General features: G+C 38.9%; 17 protein-coding genes and 1 tRNA gene. 11 read left to right on the top strand and 7 right to left on the bottom strand.

Annotated features, from left to right (window positions below; translation table 11 throughout):
* Window positions 1-190 precede the first annotated feature (190 nt).
* The gene (locus A3K93_RS03190; protein WP_067728878.1) at window positions 191-1,822 is read right to left on the bottom strand and encodes a sensor domain-containing diguanylate cyclase; all 1,632 of its coding nucleotides are present in this window, start codon (window positions 1,820-1,822) and stop codon (window positions 191-193) included.
* Between the two features lie 169 nt (window positions 1,823-1,991).
* A complete protein-coding gene (locus A3K93_RS03185; protein ID WP_067728876.1) occupies window positions 1,992-2,693 on the bottom strand; it encodes an HAD family hydrolase in 702 nt (233 codons plus the stop codon).
* A 310-nt stretch (window positions 2,694-3,003) separates the two neighbouring features.
* Here A3K93_RS03185 and A3K93_RS03180 point away from each other — a divergent pair, with 310 nt between their 5' ends.
* Window positions 3,004-3,834, top strand: a complete 831-nt coding sequence (locus A3K93_RS03180) for a lipopolysaccharide kinase InaA family protein (RefSeq protein ID WP_067728874.1) — start codon at window positions 3,004-3,006, stop codon at window positions 3,832-3,834.
* A 55-nt stretch (window positions 3,835-3,889) separates the two neighbouring features.
* On the opposite strand, the gene A3K93_RS03175 is transcribed toward A3K93_RS03180, so the two are convergent.
* Window positions 3,890-4,999: a porin gene (locus tag A3K93_RS03175; RefSeq protein WP_067728872.1), complete on the bottom strand. Its 1,110-nt coding sequence runs from the start codon at window positions 4,997-4,999 to the stop codon at window positions 3,890-3,892.
* Between the two features lie 147 nt (window positions 5,000-5,146).
* Window positions 5,147-6,376, bottom strand: coding sequence for an MFS transporter (locus tag A3K93_RS03170; protein WP_067728870.1), 1,230 nt, complete (start codon window positions 6,374-6,376; stop codon window positions 5,147-5,149).
* Between the two features lie 131 nt (window positions 6,377-6,507).
* Between A3K93_RS03170 and A3K93_RS03165 the strand changes: the two genes are divergently transcribed.
* The 4 genes from A3K93_RS03165 to putP all read left to right on the top strand — a co-directional run bounded on the left by A3K93_RS03165 (window position 6,508) and on the right by putP (window position 10,368).
* On the top strand, window positions 6,508-7,140 hold the full coding sequence (locus A3K93_RS03165; protein WP_067728868.1) for a 1-acyl-sn-glycerol-3-phosphate acyltransferase: 633 nt from the start codon (window positions 6,508-6,510) through the stop codon (window positions 7,138-7,140).
* A 178-nt stretch (window positions 7,141-7,318) separates the two neighbouring features.
* Window positions 7,319-7,801: an NfeD family protein gene (locus A3K93_RS03160; protein ID WP_067728866.1), complete on the top strand. Its 483-nt coding sequence runs from the start codon at window positions 7,319-7,321 to the stop codon at window positions 7,799-7,801.
* 3 nt (window positions 7,802-7,804) lie between these two features.
* Window positions 7,805-8,659, top strand: a complete 855-nt coding sequence (locus tag A3K93_RS03155) for an SPFH domain-containing protein (protein WP_067728864.1) — start codon at window positions 7,805-7,807, stop codon at window positions 8,657-8,659.
* Between the two features lie 218 nt (window positions 8,660-8,877).
* A complete protein-coding gene (putP, locus tag A3K93_RS03150; protein ID WP_067728862.1) occupies window positions 8,878-10,368 on the top strand; it encodes a sodium/proline symporter PutP in 1,491 nt (496 codons plus the stop codon).
* Between the two features lie 54 nt (window positions 10,369-10,422).
* Here the strand turns inward: putP and A3K93_RS03145 are convergent, their stop codons facing one another.
* Window positions 10,423-11,334, bottom strand: a complete 912-nt coding sequence (locus tag A3K93_RS03145; RefSeq protein ID WP_067728860.1) for a polyprenyl synthetase family protein — start codon at window positions 11,332-11,334, stop codon at window positions 10,423-10,425.
* Between the two features lie 234 nt (window positions 11,335-11,568).
* Here A3K93_RS03145 and A3K93_RS03140 point away from each other — a divergent pair, with 234 nt between their 5' ends.
* Window positions 11,569-12,438, top strand: a complete 870-nt coding sequence (locus A3K93_RS03140) for an IS982 family transposase (RefSeq protein ID WP_035337399.1) — start codon at window positions 11,569-11,571, stop codon at window positions 12,436-12,438.
* Between the two features lie 68 nt (window positions 12,439-12,506).
* Here the strand turns inward: A3K93_RS03140 and prpF are convergent, their stop codons facing one another.
* Entirely contained in the window at window positions 12,507-13,706 is a 1,200-nt protein-coding gene (gene prpF, locus A3K93_RS03135) for a 2-methylaconitate cis-trans isomerase PrpF (RefSeq protein ID WP_067728858.1), read from the bottom strand.
* A 329-nt stretch (window positions 13,707-14,035) separates the two neighbouring features.
* Between prpF and A3K93_RS03130 the strand changes: the two genes are divergently transcribed.
* The 3 genes from A3K93_RS03130 to A3K93_RS03120 all read left to right on the top strand — a co-directional run bounded on the left by A3K93_RS03130 (window position 14,036) and on the right by A3K93_RS03120 (window position 17,099).
* Window positions 14,036-15,391: an amino acid permease gene (locus tag A3K93_RS03130; protein ID WP_067728855.1), complete on the top strand. Its 1,356-nt coding sequence runs from the start codon at window positions 14,036-14,038 to the stop codon at window positions 15,389-15,391.
* Between the two features lie 82 nt (window positions 15,392-15,473).
* Window positions 15,474-15,549: transfer RNA gene (locus A3K93_RS03125), tRNA-Arg, on the top strand.
* Window positions 15,550-15,869: 320 nt separating this feature from the next.
* The gene (locus tag A3K93_RS03120) at window positions 15,870-17,099 is read left to right on the top strand and encodes an OmpP1/FadL family transporter (RefSeq protein WP_067728853.1); all 1,230 of its coding nucleotides are present in this window, start codon (window positions 15,870-15,872) and stop codon (window positions 17,097-17,099) included.
* Between the two features lie 102 nt (window positions 17,100-17,201).
* On the opposite strand, the gene A3K93_RS03115 is transcribed toward A3K93_RS03120, so the two are convergent.
* The gene (locus A3K93_RS03115) at window positions 17,202-18,134 is read right to left on the bottom strand and encodes an IS5-like element IS17 family transposase (RefSeq protein ID WP_081408502.1); all 933 of its coding nucleotides are present in this window, start codon (window positions 18,132-18,134) and stop codon (window positions 17,202-17,204) included.
* 334 nt (window positions 18,135-18,468) lie between these two features.
* Between A3K93_RS03115 and A3K93_RS03110 the strand changes: the two genes are divergently transcribed.
* Window positions 18,469-19,620: an OmpP1/FadL family transporter gene (locus tag A3K93_RS03110; protein ID WP_067728851.1), complete on the top strand. Its 1,152-nt coding sequence runs from the start codon at window positions 18,469-18,471 to the stop codon at window positions 19,618-19,620.
* 443 nt (window positions 19,621-20,063) lie between these two features.
* Window positions 20,064-21,473 (top strand): outer membrane protein transport protein, encoded by a 1,410-nt coding sequence (locus tag A3K93_RS03105; RefSeq protein ID WP_067728849.1) that lies wholly within the window; start codon window positions 20,064-20,066, stop codon window positions 21,471-21,473.
* The last annotated feature ends 59 nt before the right edge of the window (window positions 21,474-21,532 follow it).

Raw genomic sequence — 21,532 nt, 5'->3', positions numbered from 1 at the left:
AAATCTTTGTGCAACAAAGCCCATCAAAACTACTTTATAGGATTTTCAAAAGATTATATTTTATGCTGTTTTATGATTATTTATGTGATTAAAAACATTATTTAGCTACAAATCTAAAATATCAGATATTTAAAAAATAAAAATAGTATTTAATTTTAAAAATATTTCCCGTGTAGAAAATTTATCGGATTTATTCAGCTGATTTATTCATCATGACCACCTGATTACGACCTTGTGCTTTTGCCATATACAGTGCTTGATCGGCACGTCTCACTGCTGCATTTGCCAGTTCATCCATATTAACGACTTCACTCACCCCAATACTCAATGTCAATACATAGTCTGAAATAATGGTTGCTTGAGCCACTTGATGGCGAATTTTCTCAGCGATGTTAAATGCCGCTTTAGCTGTTGTGGATGGTAATATGATAATGAACTCTTCACCGCCCAAACGTGCAACAAAGTCAGTACTTCGAACAGATTGATTGATAATTTCTGCTGTCTGATGCAGTACATGATCCCCCATCTCATGTCCAAACTTATCATTTACTTTTTTAAAGTAATCAATGTCCAGCATAAGTACACTATAACTTTGCTGATGGCGTTTAAACTGCGCGAATAAATATTCAATATACTCATTAAACGCACGTCGGTTTTTTAAACCCGTCAGTACATCACGACTTGCTAACATCTCAAGCTCAGTATTTGCAGCTTTCAGCTCGGCCGTACGCTCATTTACTTTATGTTCAAGGTTTTCATTTGCAGTTTGCAGTTGTTGTTTTTGCAATAACAGCGTTTTCACCATGCTACGTAAGGCATTTGATAAAACACGAATTTCGCGAATCGAATTATTGGTTTTAAAGTCGATATCTTGCTGACCTTTTTCAATCAGACGCGCATTACGTGCCAAAATTTCAATCGGTGTACTAAAACGGCGTGCGAGTCGATAAGTAAAAAATAATAAGATCAGTGCAAATGCCAACCCAAGTGCATACATTTCATATTGCAGGCTTTTCACTTCACTCAGCGCAATTTCAACTGGCTGACGAATGACGACATGCCAACCCAAATCAGTGGCTGTATTAGAGATCACTGGCAAATTGACTGTTAAATATTTCTGTTCGCTTCCCCAGTTGTGAATAAAGTGTCGAGCTTCTTGCGGATTGTAAGCGGGTGGTTGGATCTTTCCGATACCACTATATGGATAAAGTAGCTCGCCATTTTTATCGGTAATGAAAACTTCTACACCACGTTTAGTAGCATTTTCAGTTAATGAACTTTCTAAAACCGATTTTGCCCAGCTCCAATCTGCATGAACAGCCAATACACCTTTTAAAGTTTTAGTCTCTGCATCCACAATAGGTGCTGCAAAATCAATAAAACGTAAAGGCTGTTCTGGATCAATCGCTTTGACTTTTTTGGCAAGTAAGATGGCCTCGTGCACATCACCAATATAGGGCTGCTTCTTGCCTTCTATAAACCAATCGCGTTGAGAGACATCTGCACCCTCTAACAACTGGTGTGCTGCAACCTTAACTTCACCTTCTGGATCTGCAATACCCATCCAAGCGTAATAAAGATAAGACTTCTGAACTTGATCCAATTGTTTTTGAATTCGAGGATGGTTCAAATCCATTTCTTCGAACAATGGTGATTGGCTTAATAGCACAATTTCTCGTTCACGTTCATTCAGCGAATTTGCCAAAGTATTACTAATACTTTTTGCAGCCACAAAAAGGGTTAAACCCATAGCTTTGGTCATTTGATCCGAAGCAACTTTTTCAATGAATATGGTTGCACACGCGCCAATCAGCAGCGACATGGCGGTAAACAATACCAATATTCGATTACGAAAAGAGTCCCATCGAAAAAAATTTGCCACACATTATCCGAATAAAAATTTTTATGGATAGATCATAAATTATCTACTCAGATTTATCAGATTTTTTTTTGTAATTCATCACATTATTTTATGACATTTAAACAATGCCTTAGCATGAGTCTGTATTTGCTAAGAAGCCGAAAATATCGGTCAATTTTTCAATTTTAACGAGCTTATTCTTCGGTTCAGGATGAAAACCTTCTAACCAAAGCACTTGCATGCCTGCACTTTTGGCACCTTGCACATCATTGATTGGATGATCACCAATATAAAGACAATCCTCTGGTGCTGTGTCCAGCAATTGAGCCGTATGCAAGAAGATTTCAGGATGTGGTTTACTTTTACCAAAAGCCCCAGAGCTGACAATTACCTCAAAATAATGTGCTATTCCCAAACCTTGGATAATGTTCATACGGGTTTCATGCGCGCCATTTGAAATAATCCCTAACTTATAATTTTGACTTTTTAACTGCTCTAAAACTTCGGATACATGCGGCATCGCAACTGCGCATTTGCCAAATTCGGCAAACCAAAATGCAGATAGTTCATCTAAATCGGGAGGATTTTTCCAATTCAATTCTTTTAATAAAGCATAGGCTACCGATGCACCAATACTTGGGTGAGTGAGTAATTCTTTTTTTGGATAGCCACCATTATCGATACGCCGAACAATGTCTGTCATCTGTTCGAACTGCGGAGATGACAACCGATCTGCGTAATGCCTCGCTAAATGTTGGCAATATGCCTGAATACTTAAATCACGATGCGTTAAGGTATTATCTAAATCAAAAATAACAGCTTGAATCGTCATAGCCTATCCATTTTACTTTTGCGTTACTTTAGCATGTAGACGCACATTCCTTTTGCTACATACCCGCTAAGCATATCTATGTATCTGACTTTAAACACTCTGTAGTAGTTAAGTTCTCAATCACCAATATCTTTCTTCATTTATTCAGATATTTCCTCAAAATATAGTAACCAAAGTACAAATATTCAGCTTGATATCATCGACTTAAATTGAATCATGCATTTAAGTTGTTGATTTACATATCTATAACTGGAGTAGAAATGCCTATTTCTATAATAACTACAACTTATTTATTTGGTTCAAAGACTTTATGCCCGGTAAATATGATGTATTTTTAAGAACAGCCTCCCAACTTCAAAGTGAACCTGTCGCAGCTCATTATTATCGAGAACAAAAAGTCTGGCTTAAAAAAGCTAACAAGCGACATTCGACTTGGATTTACCTACCCTTATGCTGGTTTTCTCGCTTACTCGGCTTATCGATGCTTGCACCCGTTCCCAATACGGGTGGTGCAGGTGCGATTGCCTGTGAGGTCAGTCGATTAAAGAATCTGCGTAAGCTTGGGATTAATGTGCCTGAAATCCTAGCTTATCGGGATAACGCGGTTTTGTTAAAAGATGCAGCAGATTCAGGTCATCATGTTGTACAACTCGAAACGGCACTACAGCAACAGCGTTCGAGTGAAGCTCGCTTGGCTTTATTTGAAAAAGTGGTGACCGCGATTGCTGAGATTCACGCAAAAAAGAGTTATTTAAGCGAAGCATTTGCACGCAATATTTTAATTGATGATCAGCAGCAGTTTGCTTTTATCGATTTTGAAACTGATCCAGGGCAGATATTGTCTATAGAGGATTGCCAAACTCGAGATTGGCTATGTTTGATTTTCTCAACCGCTCAACGCTTTGAAGAAAGCGAACTTTCATCAGTCAAACACATTTTATTAAATGCCTTAGATGTACATTCTAAAACTTATCAAGATATTGCCCGTACAGGTTATAAATTGCGTTGGCTACTCAAACTTAAGCCTGAAAAAATGGGCAAAGATGGATTACGTTTGAAAAAATGTAATTGTGCTACTCAATTTGCTCTATCAAGAACGTCCTTTGCCAGTATTATGAAATCTGAAAGTTATGAAACCTGAAATAAAAAAGGCGACCTTGTTAGATCGCCTTTTTCTATTCTGATTGAATCAAATATTAGAATTTGTATTCAAGACCAGTACCAACCACTGGTTGTTTAGTCTCATCAGAACCTTTTTCAAGTGTTAAGTAACCTGCATAGCCATACGCTTTCACTTGTTTGTTAAATGCATAGTCTGCGCCAACAAAAATTTGTGACGCTTCAAAATCAGGTTGATTGTTTGTGAATGAAGTTGTGTTTTGGCTATATTGTGCTTTCACAGTCCAAGCTTTTGCAGTTGGAATGTTATATTCAGCACCTACTAACCAACCTTGAGCATCATCAATAAACTCTGAACCTGCAGCATTACCTTCAGCAGTTTCAACTTCAGAAGTTTGATAAAGTGCTTTAAGTGCCAAACCTCCATCTAAATTCACACGACCAATCGCACGTAAAGTATTTGCAGAAGCAAATAATCCACTTTGAACTGCTTCAGGAGCAGTTGCATTATCAAAACCACGACCGGCAAATGTTGTTGGTACAGCTTTATCGTATGCAAGACCTGCCACAACTACTGGGCTGTTGTAAACTAAAGAAGCTGACCAAGTATCACCTAAACCACGACCTGCTGCTTTTGATGCACCATTACCTTTTTCAGCTTTTTTATTTTCGCCAGTTGCCAATAATACATTCGCTTGGACTTTACCATCTGCAACTGCAAAAGCTGGTGATTCATATACTACAGCGTTAGCTAAACGAGTTTCACCCGTCATGATGCCTGTAACGTCAGCTTTGTTACCTACGTAGTTGTTAAAAGTATCTACTGGGCTAGAAAGTTGTTTCAATGGTGTGTCATGCGCACCAACTTTTAATGTACCCAATTTTGCATCTTTCAAACCTACAAAACGGTTACGTTGAGACCAATCAGAACCTTCTGCATCAGAGTTAAATGCCCATTCAATCGCGTAAATCGCATTTAAACGGTCAGTTAATTTTTCTTCACCTTTCAAACCTACAAACGAGCTGTTCGAGCTAAGTTCTACAACGTCTTTATCTGCTACTGGCGCTTTATTATCTTCAGGTAAGTAGTCAATAGACGCATCAATTTCACCGTAGAAAGTTGGTGCTGCAAATGTAGTCCCCGCTAAAAGGCTAAGTGCGATTGCTGTTGCTAACTGAGTTTTCATCTTAAAAATGTCCTAGAATTATTTTGTAACGAATATTACACACACGCCTTATATTACAAAATTATTAAAATATTATTTATATATTCCATTTAGTACTTTAGGCTAAGCAAGCATTTTTTGACCGTTTTTCATCGGAAATATTGATTTTCATGCCTGAGACTGATTTTTCCAGCGCAAAATAGGGATTAGACATAAAATCGCAATCGCCACAATAATTGCCATATATGTCATATAACCCAATTGATCTGCCACAATCCCACTTAAGGTATAAAGCCCACCACTCACGGTTGCCATAATCGCCACTTGAAAAGTGAAATCAGTCGCTGCAAAAGCTTTACGACTGTATTGCATAATCAATGTCAGCATGACTACCAGTAGCATTGCGGAAGCCATATCTTCAGCCGCATTGATGATATAAATCACCCGTTCATTTACATTTTTCTGCGCTAAATATTGCATCGAAAGCCACCAATAAGCCGCCAAACTCAGAATTTTGATAAGTGAAAAAATAATGAGCGTTTTTCGACGTGAAATGTATTTTAATAATAGACCTGCCAAGCCTGCACCGATCAATGCTGCCCCCGCACCAAGCATCGTCACATAAACACCGATTTGACTAAAACTTAATCCCAAATCAATCATCAAAGGCTTTAATAAAGGTCCTGAAAGCCCATCAGCAATCTTAAACGTCAGTAAAACCACAAACCATCGTCGAATATCAGTATTATTAAGGAAATATTGAAAGTATGACTTCAAGTGAAAGGACGGCTGAACTTGCTTTAACTGATTTTGCTTCAGACTTGCTTCTTTGAAAAAGAAAATTGGAATGGTATTTAAAGCCACCAATAAAGCTAAACACAGAAAAGTCTGTTGCCATTGCAATAGATCCAACAACCATAAAACGGCGCCCCCGCCCACAATAAAACCTAAACGGGAACCCACAACTTGAAAGGTATTTCCCCACTGCTGCTGTTCGCCTTTCAACATCTTTACTGCGAGTCCATCGGTGGCAATATCTTGCGTCGCCCCTACACTATTCATAAGTAATAGACTGATAAAAAACAGCAATAAATATAATGGTTGATCTAGAGAATGGATCGGCATGAAGGATAAAAGGATAAGCACACCCACTGTCAGTAATTGGGTGGGTATAATCCAACTTCGATAATGTCCTAAAGATCGTAAACCGTAACGGTCGACCAACGGTGCCCAAAAGACTTTAATCGACCATGGCAACATCAGAAGACCAAAACCACCAATGTGCGTCAGTGACACACCTTCTGCACGTAAAATCACAGGTAATGCATGCGTCATAAACCCGACTGGTAAGCCTTGTGCCCAATACAGGCTAAATAACAGTAGGTAAATATTTTGCATACAATTTCGCCTTACGTTTGGCAAAAATAGCCATTATGATGATCTTTATAGCAACACATTCTGCCAATGAAAAAGTACATTAAAAAGTAGAAAATTCAAAAAATACAATTATATTGAGATAGGTACTCCTTATGAGCGAAACGAAATTCCCTCAACTTCCTCCCCTTGTTCCAAGCCGTGGAAGTCATTTGAGTCGTGAATTTTTTAAACGCTTATTTTTAGCTCAAGGCTGGAAATTTGAGGGTGAATTCCCCAATCTTGCCAAAGCTGTGGCGATTATCTCTCCGCATACTTCGAATATAGATGCTTGGTTAGGCTTTAATGCGTTACTGGGACTGGGTATTGATATCACCATTTTTGGTAAAGACAGTTTATTTAGAACACCACTCAAACCTGTCTTAGAATGGGTCGGTGTTATTCCTGTCGTACGCGACACGCCAAAAGGTCAAACTCAACAAATTATTGATATCATTCAACAGAAAGAACAGATTTGGGTCGGTATGGCACCTGAAGGTTCCCGCAAAGCCCCTGAAAAAATCCGTAGTGGTTTTTATCATATTGCACATGGTGCTGGCTTACCCGTTGTCATGTTTAGCTTCGACTACGATATAAAAACAATTCATATCCTTGGTGTATTTCATACCACAGGTGATTTTGAAGCTGATCTAGAAGCGATCTTGAAACATTATGATGGGAAAATGTCCGCAAAGAATCCTGAATGGGTGGCGAAGCCTTTGCAAAAACATATGAAGAAAAATCCCTAAAGCTGTCTAGCTTTAATTTTTTAAAACACTTCGGTTCAATGCTTAATTCCTTTAAGTCATCGCTCAGACTTTAACTCAATCTTTCATCAGGTTTTGTATTTAAGACACGATCTGCTACAGTCAGTCTCATGGTTGATAAAAATGATGATTAAATCCATTTAAATACAAAGGTCTGTTTATGGAATTTGTTTTGGAACCGTGGCATTGGTTTGTTTTGGGCATTGCCTTAATTTTGTCTGAGCTGATTTTACCTGCATTTGCTGCTCTCTGGTTTGGGATTGGGGCAATATTGGTTGGTGTTTTATTTTGGATCTTCCCGAGCATGGGAATGAATCTACAAATTCTGATTTGGATTTTCTTTTCAATTCTGTGCACAGTGGCTTGGTTTAAATTTATTAAGCCATTATCAACCGATAAAACCAAAGCGGGCTTGTCGCGAGAGGCAACCATTGGTCAAGTCGGTATGGTGATCCAAGTCAACCTAGACCATGACCAAGTCAAAGTCCGCTTTCCGCTACCTGTACTCGGTTCAGATGAATGGTCTTGCCGCACCTTAACACCTGTTCATGTGGGTGACCGTGTTCGAGTGGTGGATATTTTAGGAAATGATCTTGTGGTTCAGAACCACACTAAAAATTACGAAAACGAAAAGGGTATATAAATTATGTCTGCTGGAGCAATCATTGTTATCGCATTCTTAGCTTTTGTGGCGATCACTATTTTTAAAGGTGTTCGTATTGTGCCTCAAGGCTATAAATGGATTGTGCAACGTCTCGGTAAATATCACACCACATTAGGCCCCGGTCTCAACTTTGTGATTCCTTATATTGATGATGTTGCCTACAAAGTTACCACCAAAGATATCGTGCTTGATATTCCGTCTCAGGAAGTGATCACACGCGACAATGCTGTATTACTTATGAATGCCGTGGCATATATCAATCTGACCACACCTGAAAAAGCAGTCTATGGTATTGAGAACTACACATGGGCAATTCAAAACCTGGTTCAAACCTCTTTACGTTCAATTGTCGGTGAAATGGATTTAGATGATGCTTTGTCATCACGTGATCATATTAAAGCCAAATTGAAAGCTGCGATTTCTGATGATATTTCAGATTGGGGAATTACCTTAAAGACGGTCGAAATTCAGGATATTAAGCCGTCTCATACCATGCAAGCCGCAATGGAAGAACAAGCAGCTGCTGAGCGTCAGCGTCGTGCGACTGTGACCAAAGCCGATGGTGAAAAACAAGCAGCAATCTTAGAAGCGGATGGTCGTTTAGAAGCATCGCGTCGTGATGCCGAAGCACAAGTAGTTTTGGCTGAATCGTCACAGCGTGCTATTGAGATGGTGACTTCAGCAGTCGGTGATAAAGAAATTCCTGTTGCCTACTTGTTGGGTGAGCAATATGTCAAAGCGATGCAAGATATGTCGAAATCTCCAAATGCCAAGACGGTGGTATTACCAGCCGACATTATGAATACCATTCGTGGTGTCATGGGTCGAAATAATTAAAAAATTTTGTAGATTCATCTAAATAGGCAGCTTTCGAGCTGCCTATTGTCTATAAAGCCGATAAAAACTCTGCAAAACATGCGAATTTATGGTTAAATTTCGCGTTAATTTTTTGTAATGTTTTGGGCTGCAGCGCTAGCGAAATCTCGCATTTCCGCTAAGTTATCTAAACGTAGTCCCTATTTCGATTTACAGTCCAACTCGAAAATGGATATTGTATGAGCTCCCTAAATCCAACTTTAATCACCTTTCTTTTATATATTGTCATTATGGTCGTCGTCGGATTGATGGCGTATCGTGCGACAACAAACTTTTCTGACTATATTTTAGGGGGCCGTCGTTTAGGTAGTTTTGTTACTGCACTTTCTGCAGGCGCTTCTGACATGAGTGGCTGGCTACTCATGGGTCTACCAGGTGCGATCTATCTTTCAGGTTTGTCTGAAATGTGGATTGCGATTGGTTTAATTGCGGGTGCATGGCTGAACTGGCTTTTGGTTGCAGGTCGTTTGCGTGTACATACTGAAGTGCAAAATAACGCACTGACGCTACCCGATTATTTTTCCAACCGTTTTAATGATCAAAAGAAAATCCTACGAATCGTTTCAGCTGTTGTTATTTTAATTTTCTTTGCCATTTACTGTGCTTCAGGCATGGTCGCTGGTGCTCGACTCTTCGAAAGTATGTTCGATATGTCGTATAGCACAGCACTTTGGATCAGCGCGATTGCCACCATTAGCTATGTATTCATTGGTGGCTTCTTGGCAGTATCTTGGACAGATACCATCCAAGCCACCTTTATGATTTTTGCCTTATTGCTAACGCCTATTGTCACCATCCTTACGTTCAGCGATATGTCACAAGTGACTTTAGCACTTGAAGCTGCACGACCTGCTGCATTCGATATGGTACAAAATTTAAGTGGCGTAGCGATCTTGTCATTATTGGCATGGGGCTTAGGTTACTTTGGTCAACCGCATATTCTTGTACGTTTCATGGCTGCAGACTCAGTAAAATCTATTCCAAATGCACGTCGCATTGGTATGACATGGATGACACTATGTTTGGGCGGCGCAGTTGCTGCTGGTTTCTTTGGTATTGCTTACTTCCAACAGCATCCAGAACTTGCAAGTGTGGTCAATGCAAACCCTGAAACCGTCTTTATGGAATTAACCAAAATTCTATTTAATCCATGGGTTGCAGGAATTGTACTCGCAGCAATTTTAGCTGCGGTAATGAGTACGCTAAGTTGTCAGCTGTTGGTATGTTCAAGTACGTTGACGGAAGATTTCTATAAATCGTTCATACGTAAATCTGCAACGCAAAAAGAGTTGATTTGGGTTGGCCGTTTAATGGTGCTTCTGATTTCGATTCTTGCGATTTGGATGGCAGGTAATCCTGCTTCAAAAGTCTTAGGTTTAGTCGCTTATGCATGGGCAGGTTTTGGTGCTGCATTTGGTCCATTGATTATATTATCGCTGATGTGGAAGCGTATGACATTAAATGGCGCACTTGCAGGGATGATTGTTGGTGCAGTTGTCGTGATTCTGTGGAAAAACCTATTTGGCGACACAGGCCTCTATGAAATCATTCCAGGCTTTATCCTGTCTATGCTTTCAATCGTCATTGTCAGCCTGATGGGCAAAGCACCAGGCAAAGAAGTCACTGACCGTTTCGAACAAGCTGAGCGTTTGTATAACGAAACCAAATAAAAACAGATTCAAAAAAAAGAGGACTTCATGTCCTCTTTTTTTTATTTCAACGCTTTAGCTTTTACGATGCAATAAGAACTGCGTAATCGCCAGTAACTCTTCTGCTTGAGCAGGTTCGAAATACGCTAGTGCAGCCAATGCTTGTTCATGTAAGTCTTTGGCATACGCTTGAGCTTGATCTAATCCCATAAGCGCAGGATACGTCGATTTTTCAACTTGCTGATCTTTACCTGCAGTTTTACCCAAAACTTCAGTGTCAGAAATAATATCTAAGATGTCATCTTGAACTTGGAATGCCAAACCAATCGCTTGAGCGAACTCACGTAATTTTGGAATAGCTAAATCAGTTCCTTCAAAAATTGTCACAGCAGCCATCATAATTGCCGCTGAAATTAGCGCACCTGTTTTATTACGGTGAATATTTTCCAAGGCGTGTTGATCAATCTGCTTGCCTTCCGCTTGCAAATCAAGCACCTGACCATTGACCATTTTTGAAGAGGCAGTTGCTAGAATTTGCATTTGTTTTAATACAATCGCAGCATCGACTGCAGGTCCCTGATCAAACAGTCGGCTCCCCAAAATTTCAAAGGCCATAGACTGTAAAATATCACCTGCAAGTAAAGCCGTATCTTCACCAAATGCAACATGACAGGTTGGCTGACCACGACGTAACTGGTCATTGTCCATACAGGGTAAATCATCATGTGCTAAGGAATAACAATGAATAAATTCAATTGCCACCGCGGCACGACGCACAGCGGCTTGATTTTGATTTGGCTTTAGAGCAGCCGTAGCATAGCTTAATGCAGGACGAACACGTTTACCGCCCAACATCACCGCATGATGAACTGCTGACTTTAATGGCTCTGGAATAGAAAAGGCATCTAAAGCTGTCAATAAATCTTGATGAATACGATGTTGTGCTTGAGTCAATGGATGATTTGACAGATCAGTAATAGATGACACATTCGCCTCGAATACATTGTCCTAAAAGAATTAAAACCAATGAGTGACCATCGGTTTTATGCATACCATTATTGTAGCGAGTTTTTACACTGATTATTAGTCATTATTCTACCCACTAATATTCTGCTGCATACATATCACTAACCCGAATCGCGGATAAGAAATTGACTTGAAAAATAAGAGGACTAGAGCCATCAGTTGAGTTACCACACAAAACTCACAACTCTAGTCCTGATGTTTAATAGTACCGAATTATTTTGCGTAATTGATGATTTCTTTCTTAAATTTGAAGCAACTTATTGGGAGTTTCTCAAACAAAACCGTGGTTCCTTAAGAATCAGAACTGCTCAACTTACAATTTCAGAAATCTGCTTTATTGCCATTTGGTACAAATGCTCTCATTTCAATAATTTCAAAGCCTTTTTCAGCTGGTTAAAAGAAGATAAAAGCCATTTATTTAAGTACTTGCCTTGCTATCAAAGGATGATTCATCTGATCAATATGCATGAATTAGCTCTACACGCTTTACATGTGGCACTGATGAAAGGCCAAGGTACACAATATTTATGGATTGATTCAACAACTCTGCCAGTTTGTAAAAATCAACGTATTCAGCGTCATAAATCATTAATCCAAATTGCATCACGTGGTAGAAGCTCAATGGGCTGGTTTTATGGCTGTAAATTACATATTGCAATGAATCAATTTGGTGAAATTGCCTGTTCTGCTTTATCGAATGGACATGTTGCTGACATAAAAATGGTTGAGCAATTGGTTGCTGGTATAGAAGCAAAACTTTACGGGGATCGGGGCTACATCAGCCAAGAATTAAAAATTAGATTGAAAGATCAAGGTATTGATTTAATTACTTATCATCGGAAGAATATGCAGGCTATTCAACTCTGTGCATCAGATGAATATCACCTAAGACAACGCAATAAAATAGAAACATTATTCAGCTTATTGAAGGGGCAATACAATTTAGTGACGAGTAAAGCACGTAGTCTTCATGGATTTCTGAGTGGAATTTACGCCTCACTATGTGCATATCAATTAACCCATCGAAATAAGCCAACAATTCAAATTAAGGAATCATCGGCTTAAGCAGGATTCGGGTTATCACTAAAATAAAACCGCTGATGATCTGCGGTTCTAAAAAAGATAGAATTCAGTTATTGCAATTTTGTCAGTACATCTTCAGGCACATAGACCCAGCCTTCCATCAAAACACGTGCACTTCGGCTCATGATCGCCTTTTTTACAGTCCATTCGCCATTGATCAGACACGCTTCAGCACCTACACGTAAAGTGCCTGATGGATGCCCAAATCGTACAGATTGTCGCTCACCCCCACCCGCAGCCAAATTCACTAAAGTGCCGGGAATCGCTGATGCTGTACCAATTGCCACTGCGGCAGTTCCCATCATGGCATGATGCAATTTCCCCATCGACAATGCACGTACCAAGACATCAATATCTGCTGCGTTAATCTGTTTGCCACTGGACGATACATAATTTTTAGGTTCAGCGACAAATGCAATTTTAGGTGTATGCTGGCGTGTAGCAGCTTCATCTATGTTATGGATTAATTCCATTTTCAATGCAGCATGGGCACGAATCGTTTCAAATTTCGTTAACGCTGCTTGATCATTATTAATCGCATCTTGAAGTTCGGTACCGTCATACCCCAATTCTGCCGCATTTAAAAAAACGGTTGGAATACCCGCATTAATCATGGTGACTTGAAAAGAACCTATTTCTGGAACTTCTAAGATATCGGTGATATTCCCTGTCGGGAACATTGAACCGCCATCTGCGTCATCATCGGCAGGATCTAAAAATTCAATTTGAACTTCCGCTGCAGGGAATGTGACTCCATCAAGTTCAAAATCGCCTAACTCCTGCACCTGCCCTTGATGAATAGGCACATGGGCGATAATGGTTTTTTGAATATTGGCTTGCCAAATTCGAACCGTACAGATTCCATTTTTAGGAATACGATCAGCATCAATTAAACCCTGACGGATGGCAAACGAACCTACAGCCGCTGTAAGATTGCCGCAATTACCACTCCAATCGACAAATGGACGGTCAATTGAAACCTGACCAAATAAGTAGTCCACATCATGCTCTGGAGTCATCGATTTCGACACGATAACCGTTTTACTTGTACTTGAGCTTGCCCCGCCCATACCATCAATTTGTTTACCATACGGATCTGGACTGCCAATGACACGCAGTAAAAGTTGGTCTCGAATTGGACCAGCTATTTGTGCAGCTTCAGGTAAATCCTTAAGATTGAAGAATACACCCTTACTGGTTCCACCACGGATATAGGTTGCTGGAATTTTAATTTGGCGAGCAAAACTCATAAATATTATTATCCTTTCACTTTACTTGTGTTTTTAAATCTTTGCGTACATCGCTGCTGAGTATAATCTTGTTTTATCAAAATACATTGACCCCTGCAGCATAGCTTAAAAAAACAACATTTGTGTTTAGACCTTGGTCGTCATTTTCTGTGATGAATTTTTATTATTAAAATTAATATATTGATTAAATTATTGTTTGTTTAGATTTATTTCATAATATCTAGTTATTATTACCATAATAAAATTTCATAAACTGTGTTGTACTAGGCTTATTCAGCCTGATCTATTACAATCTTAAAACTTATTATTCTATTGTCGGGCTGAAAACTTTGAACAACGAGTCTTCACAACTTCAGCGTGGCTTAAAGAACCGTCATATTCAATTGATCGCCATGGGCGGTGCAATTGGGACAGGTTTATTCTTAGGTTCTGCGCAGGTGATTCAATCTGCGGGTCCTTCGATTATTTTGGGCTATGCGATTGGCGGCTTAATTGCCTTCTTAATCATGCGTCAATTAGGTGAAATGATTGTTCATGAACCTGTTGCGGGTTCTTTCAGCCATTTTGCTTATAAATATTGGGGCAAATTTCCAGGCTTTCTTGCTGGTTGGAACTATTGGATTTTATATATCCTAGTTGCAATGACCGAACTGACGGCCGTTGCGAAATATATTAATTATTGGTGGCCTGCAATTCCTGCTTGGGCTTCTGTGCTGTTTTTCTTTGTTGTGATTACTTTGGTTAATCTCGGCAATGTTAAATTTTACGGTGAATCTGAATTTTGGCTGTCTATTGTCAAAGTGACTGCCGTCATTTCAATGATTGTATTTGGTCTGTATTTACTGTTTACAGCAGATGCTAACTCAACTGCGTCATTTAGTAACCTTTGGACTGCGGGTGGTTTCTTCCCGAATGGTTTTGAAGGTTTATTCTACATGTTGGCCTTCTTGATGTTTGCCTTTGGTGGTATTGAATTGATCGGTATGGCAGCGGCAGAAGCTGAGAATCCTGAGAAAACCATTCCCAAAGCGATCAATCAGGTTGTGTTCCGTATTCTGATATTCTATGTCGGTGCATTAACGATTTTGTTATCACTCGTGCCTTGGAATCAGTTAGAACTAGGTGGCCTTGATAAAAGCCCTTTTGTGATGATTTTCAGTCAATTGGGTATCGATTGGGCGGCTCATCTGCTTAACTTTATTATTTTGACTGCGGCACTTTCCGTATATAACAGTGGTATGTATGCCAACAGCCGTATGCTTTTTGGTTTAGCCAAACAAGGTAATGCGCCAAAAGCATTCTTAAAAGTGAATAAACAAGGTACGCCAATTACAGCTGTCCTTTTCTCTGCATTGCTTATCTTTGGTTGTGTATTGTTAAACTACTTCGTGCCTGAAGATGCACTCAGTCATTTGATTTATGTGGTCGTAGGTGCATTGGTACTCAACTGGGCAATGATTTCATTGACTCATTTTAAGTTCATCCAAAAGATGAAAGCACTTGGGGAAACCACAAAATTCCCTGCACTTTGGTCTCCAGTGAGTAACGTCATTGTTCTCACCTTTATTGCTATGATTTTATATATCATGTGGACGCAAGGCTTTAAAGAATCAGTCATGATGATTCCTCTATGGATTTGCATCATGTTCTTTACCTTCAAATTATTGAATAGAAAAAAAGCATAAGTTTCGATTTATGCTTTTATAAAGTTATTACTTCGGTAATAACTTTTTTTTTGGCTTAATTTAGAGTACATTGGCACACTTAGCGCCCTTAGCTTAACTGGATAGAGCAGTTGCCTCCTAAGTGACCGACGTGGGTTCGAGTCCCGCAGGGCGCACCATTCTTATAAAAGTGTGAAACAAATAACACTTTCTACTCATTCTAGATTAATTATTTTCAACAGCTTTAATTTCTTATTATTTTGATTTATTTCAATTAGATAAAGCATTTTCTTAATTTTAATTTAGTGCAAAAACTCTATTAAGATTATTTTTTAAACTAATTTGTCACTCTAGAGCATTTACTCTTATTTTAATTGTGTTATTTTTGACACATGGAGTAACAAATCTGCCATTGAAGGCGTATGAAAACTCCAAAAAACAATACAAAGCATATACCCCAAATGTTTAAACCAATGTGTACCTCAAGGGAAATTGAAGAATGAAATTAAAAACACTTAGTACAGCAATGATTTTAGCAGCGCTACCAGCCACTGGTGTATTTGCTGCAGCTATGGATCGCTCAGGTCAATCAATCTCTGCGTTTTTACAACCAGGTAACTACTTTGAAGCTGGCCTTTCTGTTCTAGATGCTGACGTATCTGGTACAGCTTTTACAGGTGAAGCAACTGGTGATATGGCAAGTTCTTATTACTTCCCTTCAGCAGCATTAAAAATTCAGGCAACAGAGAATATTTCTGTAGGTCTTTTATATGACCAACCATTTGGTGCTAAAGCAGAATACAAAAATCAATCAGATGCATTCAATCCAAACGGTGACGATGGCACATTAGCAGAAGTTCACACTGAGAACTTATCATTATTAGTAGGTTTCCAGCCTACAGTAAACTGGAATTTCTACGCTGGTGCTGTTTACCAAGAAGCTAAAGGTGAAGTTGCTCTTCGTGGTGGTGCTTATAGTATGCTTGGTGGTGTCCCTATTGCTCCATTAGGTGTTCCAGCTCTGCCTTATGATGCAAATATGAAAAGAGATGAAGGATGGGGATGGTTAGCAGGTATTGCATATCAAATTCCGGATATTGCTCTAAAAGCATCTTTAACTTATCGCTCAGAAATTGATCATGAATTAGAAGCAACAGAATCTTTCGGTAGTTTTACTAATATCAACCCTTTAGCTGGTGCTCTATTTACAACTGGTAAAACAGCGATCACTACACCGCAATCTGTTAACTTAGATTTACAATCTGGCATTATGGCCGATACTGTAGGATTCTTGAATGTACGTTGGGTAAATTGGGATGGTTTTTCTATTCGCCCAAATAACTTTGGTCAAATTCTTGATACAGCTGCTGGTTTAAATCCTGCTTTCGCTGGTTTAGCTGGTGGCAATCTAGTTGAATATAATAAAGACCAATGGACTGTGACTGGTGGTGTTGGTCGTAAATTTAGCGAAAAATGGGCAGGTAATGTCTCCGTAGGTTGGGACTCTGGTGCTGGAAACCCTGTAACCACACTTGGTCCTACAGAGGGTTATTGGAACGTAGGCCTTGGTTTACAATATAGCCCTGCTCCGAATTACTTTATCGCTGGTGGTGTGAAATACTTCTGGTTAGGTGATGCAACTGCATTAACAGTAGCGAATCCAAATGTGGGAGAATTTGAAGATAATAATGCAATCGGTTATGGTTTAAAAATCGGTTATCGCTTCTAAAAAGTTCATAACCTAAAAGAAGCCACCTACGGGTGGTTTTCTTTTGAATGGGCTTTGTTGCACAAAGATTTGAAATGCAAAGCGCCCCTAATTGAGCCAAATTTAAGGCGTAACTTGGGTAAGTGGTCGACCTAATTCCGTAAATCTGTTGAGGACTGCTACACGTGCATGAATTTCATTCACCTGACTAGGAAAGCTTCTTGCCATTAATTTATCGCCTAATAATTTGATGCAATGCATCTTGGTTTCCACCAAACTGCGGCGATGATAGCCTGACCATTTTTTCCATAATGTCCTGCCTAAACGTTTAACTGTTCGAAGTAATTCATTTCGCTCTAGCGAGCTACTTTTTGTATCTTTCCATGGTTTCGCATTTTTTCTAGGTGGAATCACCGCATGTGCTTGCCGATCTGCAATAACCTGACGGCATTGCTTGGTGTCATAAGCTCCATCGGTATAAACAGAGTCAATCTGCTCATCTTGTGGAATCTGATTAAGTAAATCACCAAGCACCTGTGAATCACTGACATTATTGGTTGTGAGCTGAATAGCGCGTATTTGTAGGGTTTTGGCATCTATACCAATATGTAGTTTACGCCATTGGCGACGATATTCAGCTCCATGTTTCTTGCGTTTCCATTCGCCCTCACCTAGAAACTTCATGCCTGTAGAGTCTACGAGTAGATGCAGCCCATCGCTACTTTTTTGGTAGCTGATTGCAATATCAATATGCTTTTGTCTTCTACAAAGCGTACTGTAATCTGGTGCGGTCCAATTTAATCCGCAAAGTTTAATCAGACTTTGCACAAAGCCAGTGACCATACGTAAAGATAGACGGAATAAGGATTTAATCATTAAGCAGCATTGGATGGCTGCGTCGGAGTAGGTTTGATTTCGCCCTTGTTTGCCTTTTGATGGCGCATACCATTGCGTAGCAGGATCAAACCAAATGGCAATATTTCCGCGACTCATGAGTGCTCGGTTATATGCGGGCCAATTGGTTGTGCGGTAGATTTTCTGTGTAGGCTTATTCATTTGGAAATTATATCGCTGAAAAAGCCTTTACAGATAGGTTTGTGCAACAAAGCCTTTTGAATGCTATAAATTTTTATACACTTGTAAACTAATTGAATAAATATACAACACTTGACTTCTAATTATTATTCTTGTCATTTCAGCCAATGTATTTAAATTAAAAACATAAAATTCATGACTTTAGTCTAATAAAAATAGTATATCTACTCTAAGATTGATTTTTTTATATACCAATCAGATTACGATTTAATCAAAGCTGAGCATTTACTCTTTTTTAAATTATGTTATTTTTCCATCAGTTTTTTAATTTACCAAGCTATTTCAAGGATGAGCAATGCAGCTTAAGCCACTTTCTTCAGCACTATTATTGTGTTCACTTCCCTTTTCTACAGCATTTGCTGGTGGTTTAGATCGCTCTGGTCAATCAATCCAAGCTTTTCTACAACCTGCTAACTATGCTGAAGCAGGTATTTCAATTTTAGATCCTGATGTAAAAGGTACCTCTAAAATTTTGCCTGAAAAAATTTCGGATATGGCAGATGACTACTATTTCGTAAATGCTGCCGTTAAAGTACAAGCGACAGATAAAGTTTCTTTAGGTTTGATTTATGATCAGCCTTATGGCGCAGACGCACAATATTCGAGTGCAAGTAATACATTTGGTGATCAAAAAGTTGGAACATCGGTAGAGGTTAAGACCCAAAATTTAACTGCGCTGATTGGTTATCAACCTACTGAAAATTGGAATATTTATGCTGGTCCAGTTTGGCAAACAGTAGAAGCAGACATTAAGCTTAGGGGCTTTGCTTATGGCGGCAAAGAAAAATTGGGTACTTACGAAATTAAGGTTGATGAAGAACCTGCATTTGGCTGGATTGCTGGTTTTGCCTACAGTATTCCTGAGATTGCTTTAAAGACTGCTGTCACCTACCGCTCTGAAGTGAAGCATAATGCGAAATCACATGAAGTACTTAATCCAGTGATTACTGGGCTAGGCACACTTAATTTCACTGAAGAGACAACAACTCAAGCGGTAACACCGCAATCTGTCAATTTAGACTTCCAAACCGGTGTAACTCAAAATACTTTAGCATTTGCCAATGTTCGTTGGGTTCATTGGGACCAATTTACTGTAAGTCCTCCCTTTTTAAAGTCAAAAGGTCAAGATCTTATTTCATATGATAAAGATCAATGGTCTGCAAATGTCGGTGTAGGTCATAAGTTCTCTGACAAATGGTCTGCTTCAACTACAGTTGGCTGGGATTCAGGTGCAGGTAACCCTGTGACTACACTTGGACCTACTGAAGGTTATTGGAGTCTTAGTTTAGGTGCTCAATATAGCCCTGCAGCAAATTACTTTATTCAGGCAGGTGTTAAACATCTATGGCTTGGTGATGCAGTTGCTCAAACATCTGGCATTCCTGTCGGAGATTTCACCGATAACAATGCTTGGGCATATGGTATGAAAATTGGTTATCGTTTCTAAGCAAGAATGATTAGTTAAAAGGGATGTTTTTGCATCCCTTTTTTTATAGATTCAGATTTATTATCAGCAAATCATCAATTTCAAAATCCATTATTAAATAAATTTAAACCATTAATTAATATAAATTAAATTATCTATTTCACTTAAATGTTAACCCGTTGTCTATTTTTAAACCAAATGATTTTCCACACACAAATAATGTGAAATATTTTTACAAAAAATATACTTTTTATTATCAATATCTTAATTGCAATACATATTAAGTTTTATATGAGTTTCTAAAAGTCAATAGCATTAATAACATTAAACTTATCTTTTAGAGTCTTTACTCTTTTTTTAATCTGATATTTTCACGCAACGATATGAAAATAAATGCAATACATATCACTTATTACATAACACAAAGATACGTGTTATTTGCGTGACTCAAGGAAAGAATGAGTATGAAATTAAAAACATTAAGTACTGCTATTTTATTCGCTAGCCTACCAATGTCGGGAGCTTTCGCAGCAGCATTAGATCGTTCAGGTCAATCAATCCAAGCATTTTTGCAGCCTGGGAATTATTTTGAAGCAGGTATTTCAGCTCTAGATGCAGATGTATCAGGCAAATTAAAATCTGATTACAAACCAACTGGTGGAGAACAATCTAAAGTTGGTGAATTAGCAAATACAAACTTAAGCGATATGGCCAATAGCTATTATTTCTATAATGCTGTAATCAAAGTTCAGGCTACGGATAAGTTTTCTTTCGGTTTGATCTATGATCAACCTTACGGTGCAGATGCTGAGTACTCACAAGCGGATAAACGTCATGATGTCGTAAATGCTAAAAGCACATTAGATTTAGGCGTAAATAATGTAGGTGCATTTACTGTTGGCGATGAATCAACTAATGTCAGTGTATCAACACAGACTCTTTCTTTAATTTTTGGTTTCCAACCAACTGAGAATTGGAATATTTATGGTGGTCCAGTTTATCAAACTGTGAAAGGTGATGTATCACTTCATGGTTCAGCTTATGGTCCATTCGGGGGTGTAAACTGTTTCGCACTTATTGGGGCACCGACTTGTTCACTATCTTCAAGCGTACAAGGTGCTGAAACACTGACAGGTTTTAAAGGCTATAAAGCTAAAATCAGTGAAGATGGTGCTGTTGGCTGGTTAGCTGGTGCTGCATTCCAAATTCCTGAAATTGCATTGAAAGCATCTGTAACTTATCGCTCAGAAATCGAACATGAAGTCATGGTTGAAGAAACTATGCCTTTTAATATTTTGATGGGTACTTCTGGTAAAATTGATGCTTTGAAAAAAGATTGGAAGTTTGATATTGCTGAAACCAAAATCAAAACTCCTCAATCTGTAAACCTTGATTTCCAAACTGGAATCATGGCAAATACTGTCGCTTTTGCTCAATTACGTTGGGTAGATTGGTCAGAATTTAAAATTCGTCCGAATAAGTTTGGTCAACTTGCTTCTGATTTAACTGGAAAAATCATTGGTGATCCACGTGGCTTTGACCTTATTGCATATGAAAAAGATCAAATTTCTGCCAACGTAGGTGTCGGTCGTAAATTCAATGATTTATGGGCTGGTACTGTTATGGTAGGTTGGGATTCTGGCGCAGGTAACCCTGTTTCAACACTTGGTCCTACAGAAGGTTATTGGAGCGTTGGTTTAGGCGGTCAATATTCGCCAACTCCTCAATCATTTATTCAAGCTGGCGTTAAATACTTCTGGTTAGGCGATGCTAAATCTCAAGTAGCAAGTCACTTTGGTACAGATGTTTACAGTGCTGATTTTGAAGATAACGATGCTATCGGTTATAGCTTGAAAATTGGTTACCGTTTCTAATTCATTTTGATGGGGTCAAAATGGGTTAAACGATAAAAAGGGCATCTTCGGATGCCCTT

Origin of the sequence: Acinetobacter sp. NCu2D-2 (assembly GCF_001647675.1) — a bacterium.
Classification (GTDB): domain Bacteria; phylum Pseudomonadota; class Gammaproteobacteria; order Pseudomonadales; family Moraxellaceae; genus Acinetobacter.
The sequence above is the reverse complement of the archived record's forward strand: the minus strand, read 5'-3'. Positions and strand labels throughout refer to the sequence as shown.

Excerpts from the sequence above, each read along its gene's own strand:
- A3K93_RS03190 (WP_067728878.1), bottom strand. The coding sequence starts at position 1,822 with ATGTCGCTGCTGATTGGCGCGTGTGCAACCATATTCATTGAAAAAGTT.
- A3K93_RS03185 (WP_067728876.1), bottom strand. The coding sequence starts at position 2,693 with ATGACGATTCAAGCTGTTATTTTTGATTTAGATAATACCTTAACGCAT.
- A3K93_RS03180 (WP_067728874.1), top strand. The coding sequence starts at position 3,004 with ATGCCCGGTAAATATGATGTATTTTTAAGAACAGCCTCCCAACTTCAA.
- A3K93_RS03175 (WP_067728872.1), bottom strand. The coding sequence starts at position 4,999 with ATGAAAACTCAGTTAGCAACAGCAATCGCACTTAGCCTTTTAGCGGGG.
- A3K93_RS03170 (WP_067728870.1), bottom strand. The coding sequence starts at position 6,376 with ATGCAAAATATTTACCTACTGTTATTTAGCCTGTATTGGGCACAAGGC.
- A3K93_RS03165 (WP_067728868.1), top strand. The coding sequence starts at position 6,508 with ATGAGCGAAACGAAATTCCCTCAACTTCCTCCCCTTGTTCCAAGCCGT.
- A3K93_RS03160 (WP_067728866.1), top strand. The coding sequence starts at position 7,319 with ATGGAATTTGTTTTGGAACCGTGGCATTGGTTTGTTTTGGGCATTGCC.
- A3K93_RS03155 (WP_067728864.1), top strand. The coding sequence starts at position 7,805 with ATGTCTGCTGGAGCAATCATTGTTATCGCATTCTTAGCTTTTGTGGCG.
- putP (WP_067728862.1), top strand. The coding sequence starts at position 8,878 with ATGAGCTCCCTAAATCCAACTTTAATCACCTTTCTTTTATATATTGTC.
- A3K93_RS03140 (WP_035337399.1), top strand. The coding sequence starts at position 11,569 with ATGTTTAATAGTACCGAATTATTTTGCGTAATTGATGATTTCTTTCTT.
- prpF (WP_067728858.1), bottom strand. The coding sequence starts at position 13,706 with ATGAGTTTTGCTCGCCAAATTAAAATTCCAGCAACCTATATCCGTGGT.
- A3K93_RS03120 (WP_067728853.1), top strand. The coding sequence starts at position 15,870 with ATGAAATTAAAAACACTTAGTACAGCAATGATTTTAGCAGCGCTACCA.
- A3K93_RS03115 (WP_081408502.1), bottom strand. The coding sequence starts at position 18,134 with ATGAATAAGCCTACACAGAAAATCTACCGCACAACCAATTGGCCCGCA.
- A3K93_RS03110 (WP_067728851.1), top strand. The coding sequence starts at position 18,469 with ATGCAGCTTAAGCCACTTTCTTCAGCACTATTATTGTGTTCACTTCCC.
- A3K93_RS03105 (WP_067728849.1), top strand. The coding sequence starts at position 20,064 with ATGAAATTAAAAACATTAAGTACTGCTATTTTATTCGCTAGCCTACCA.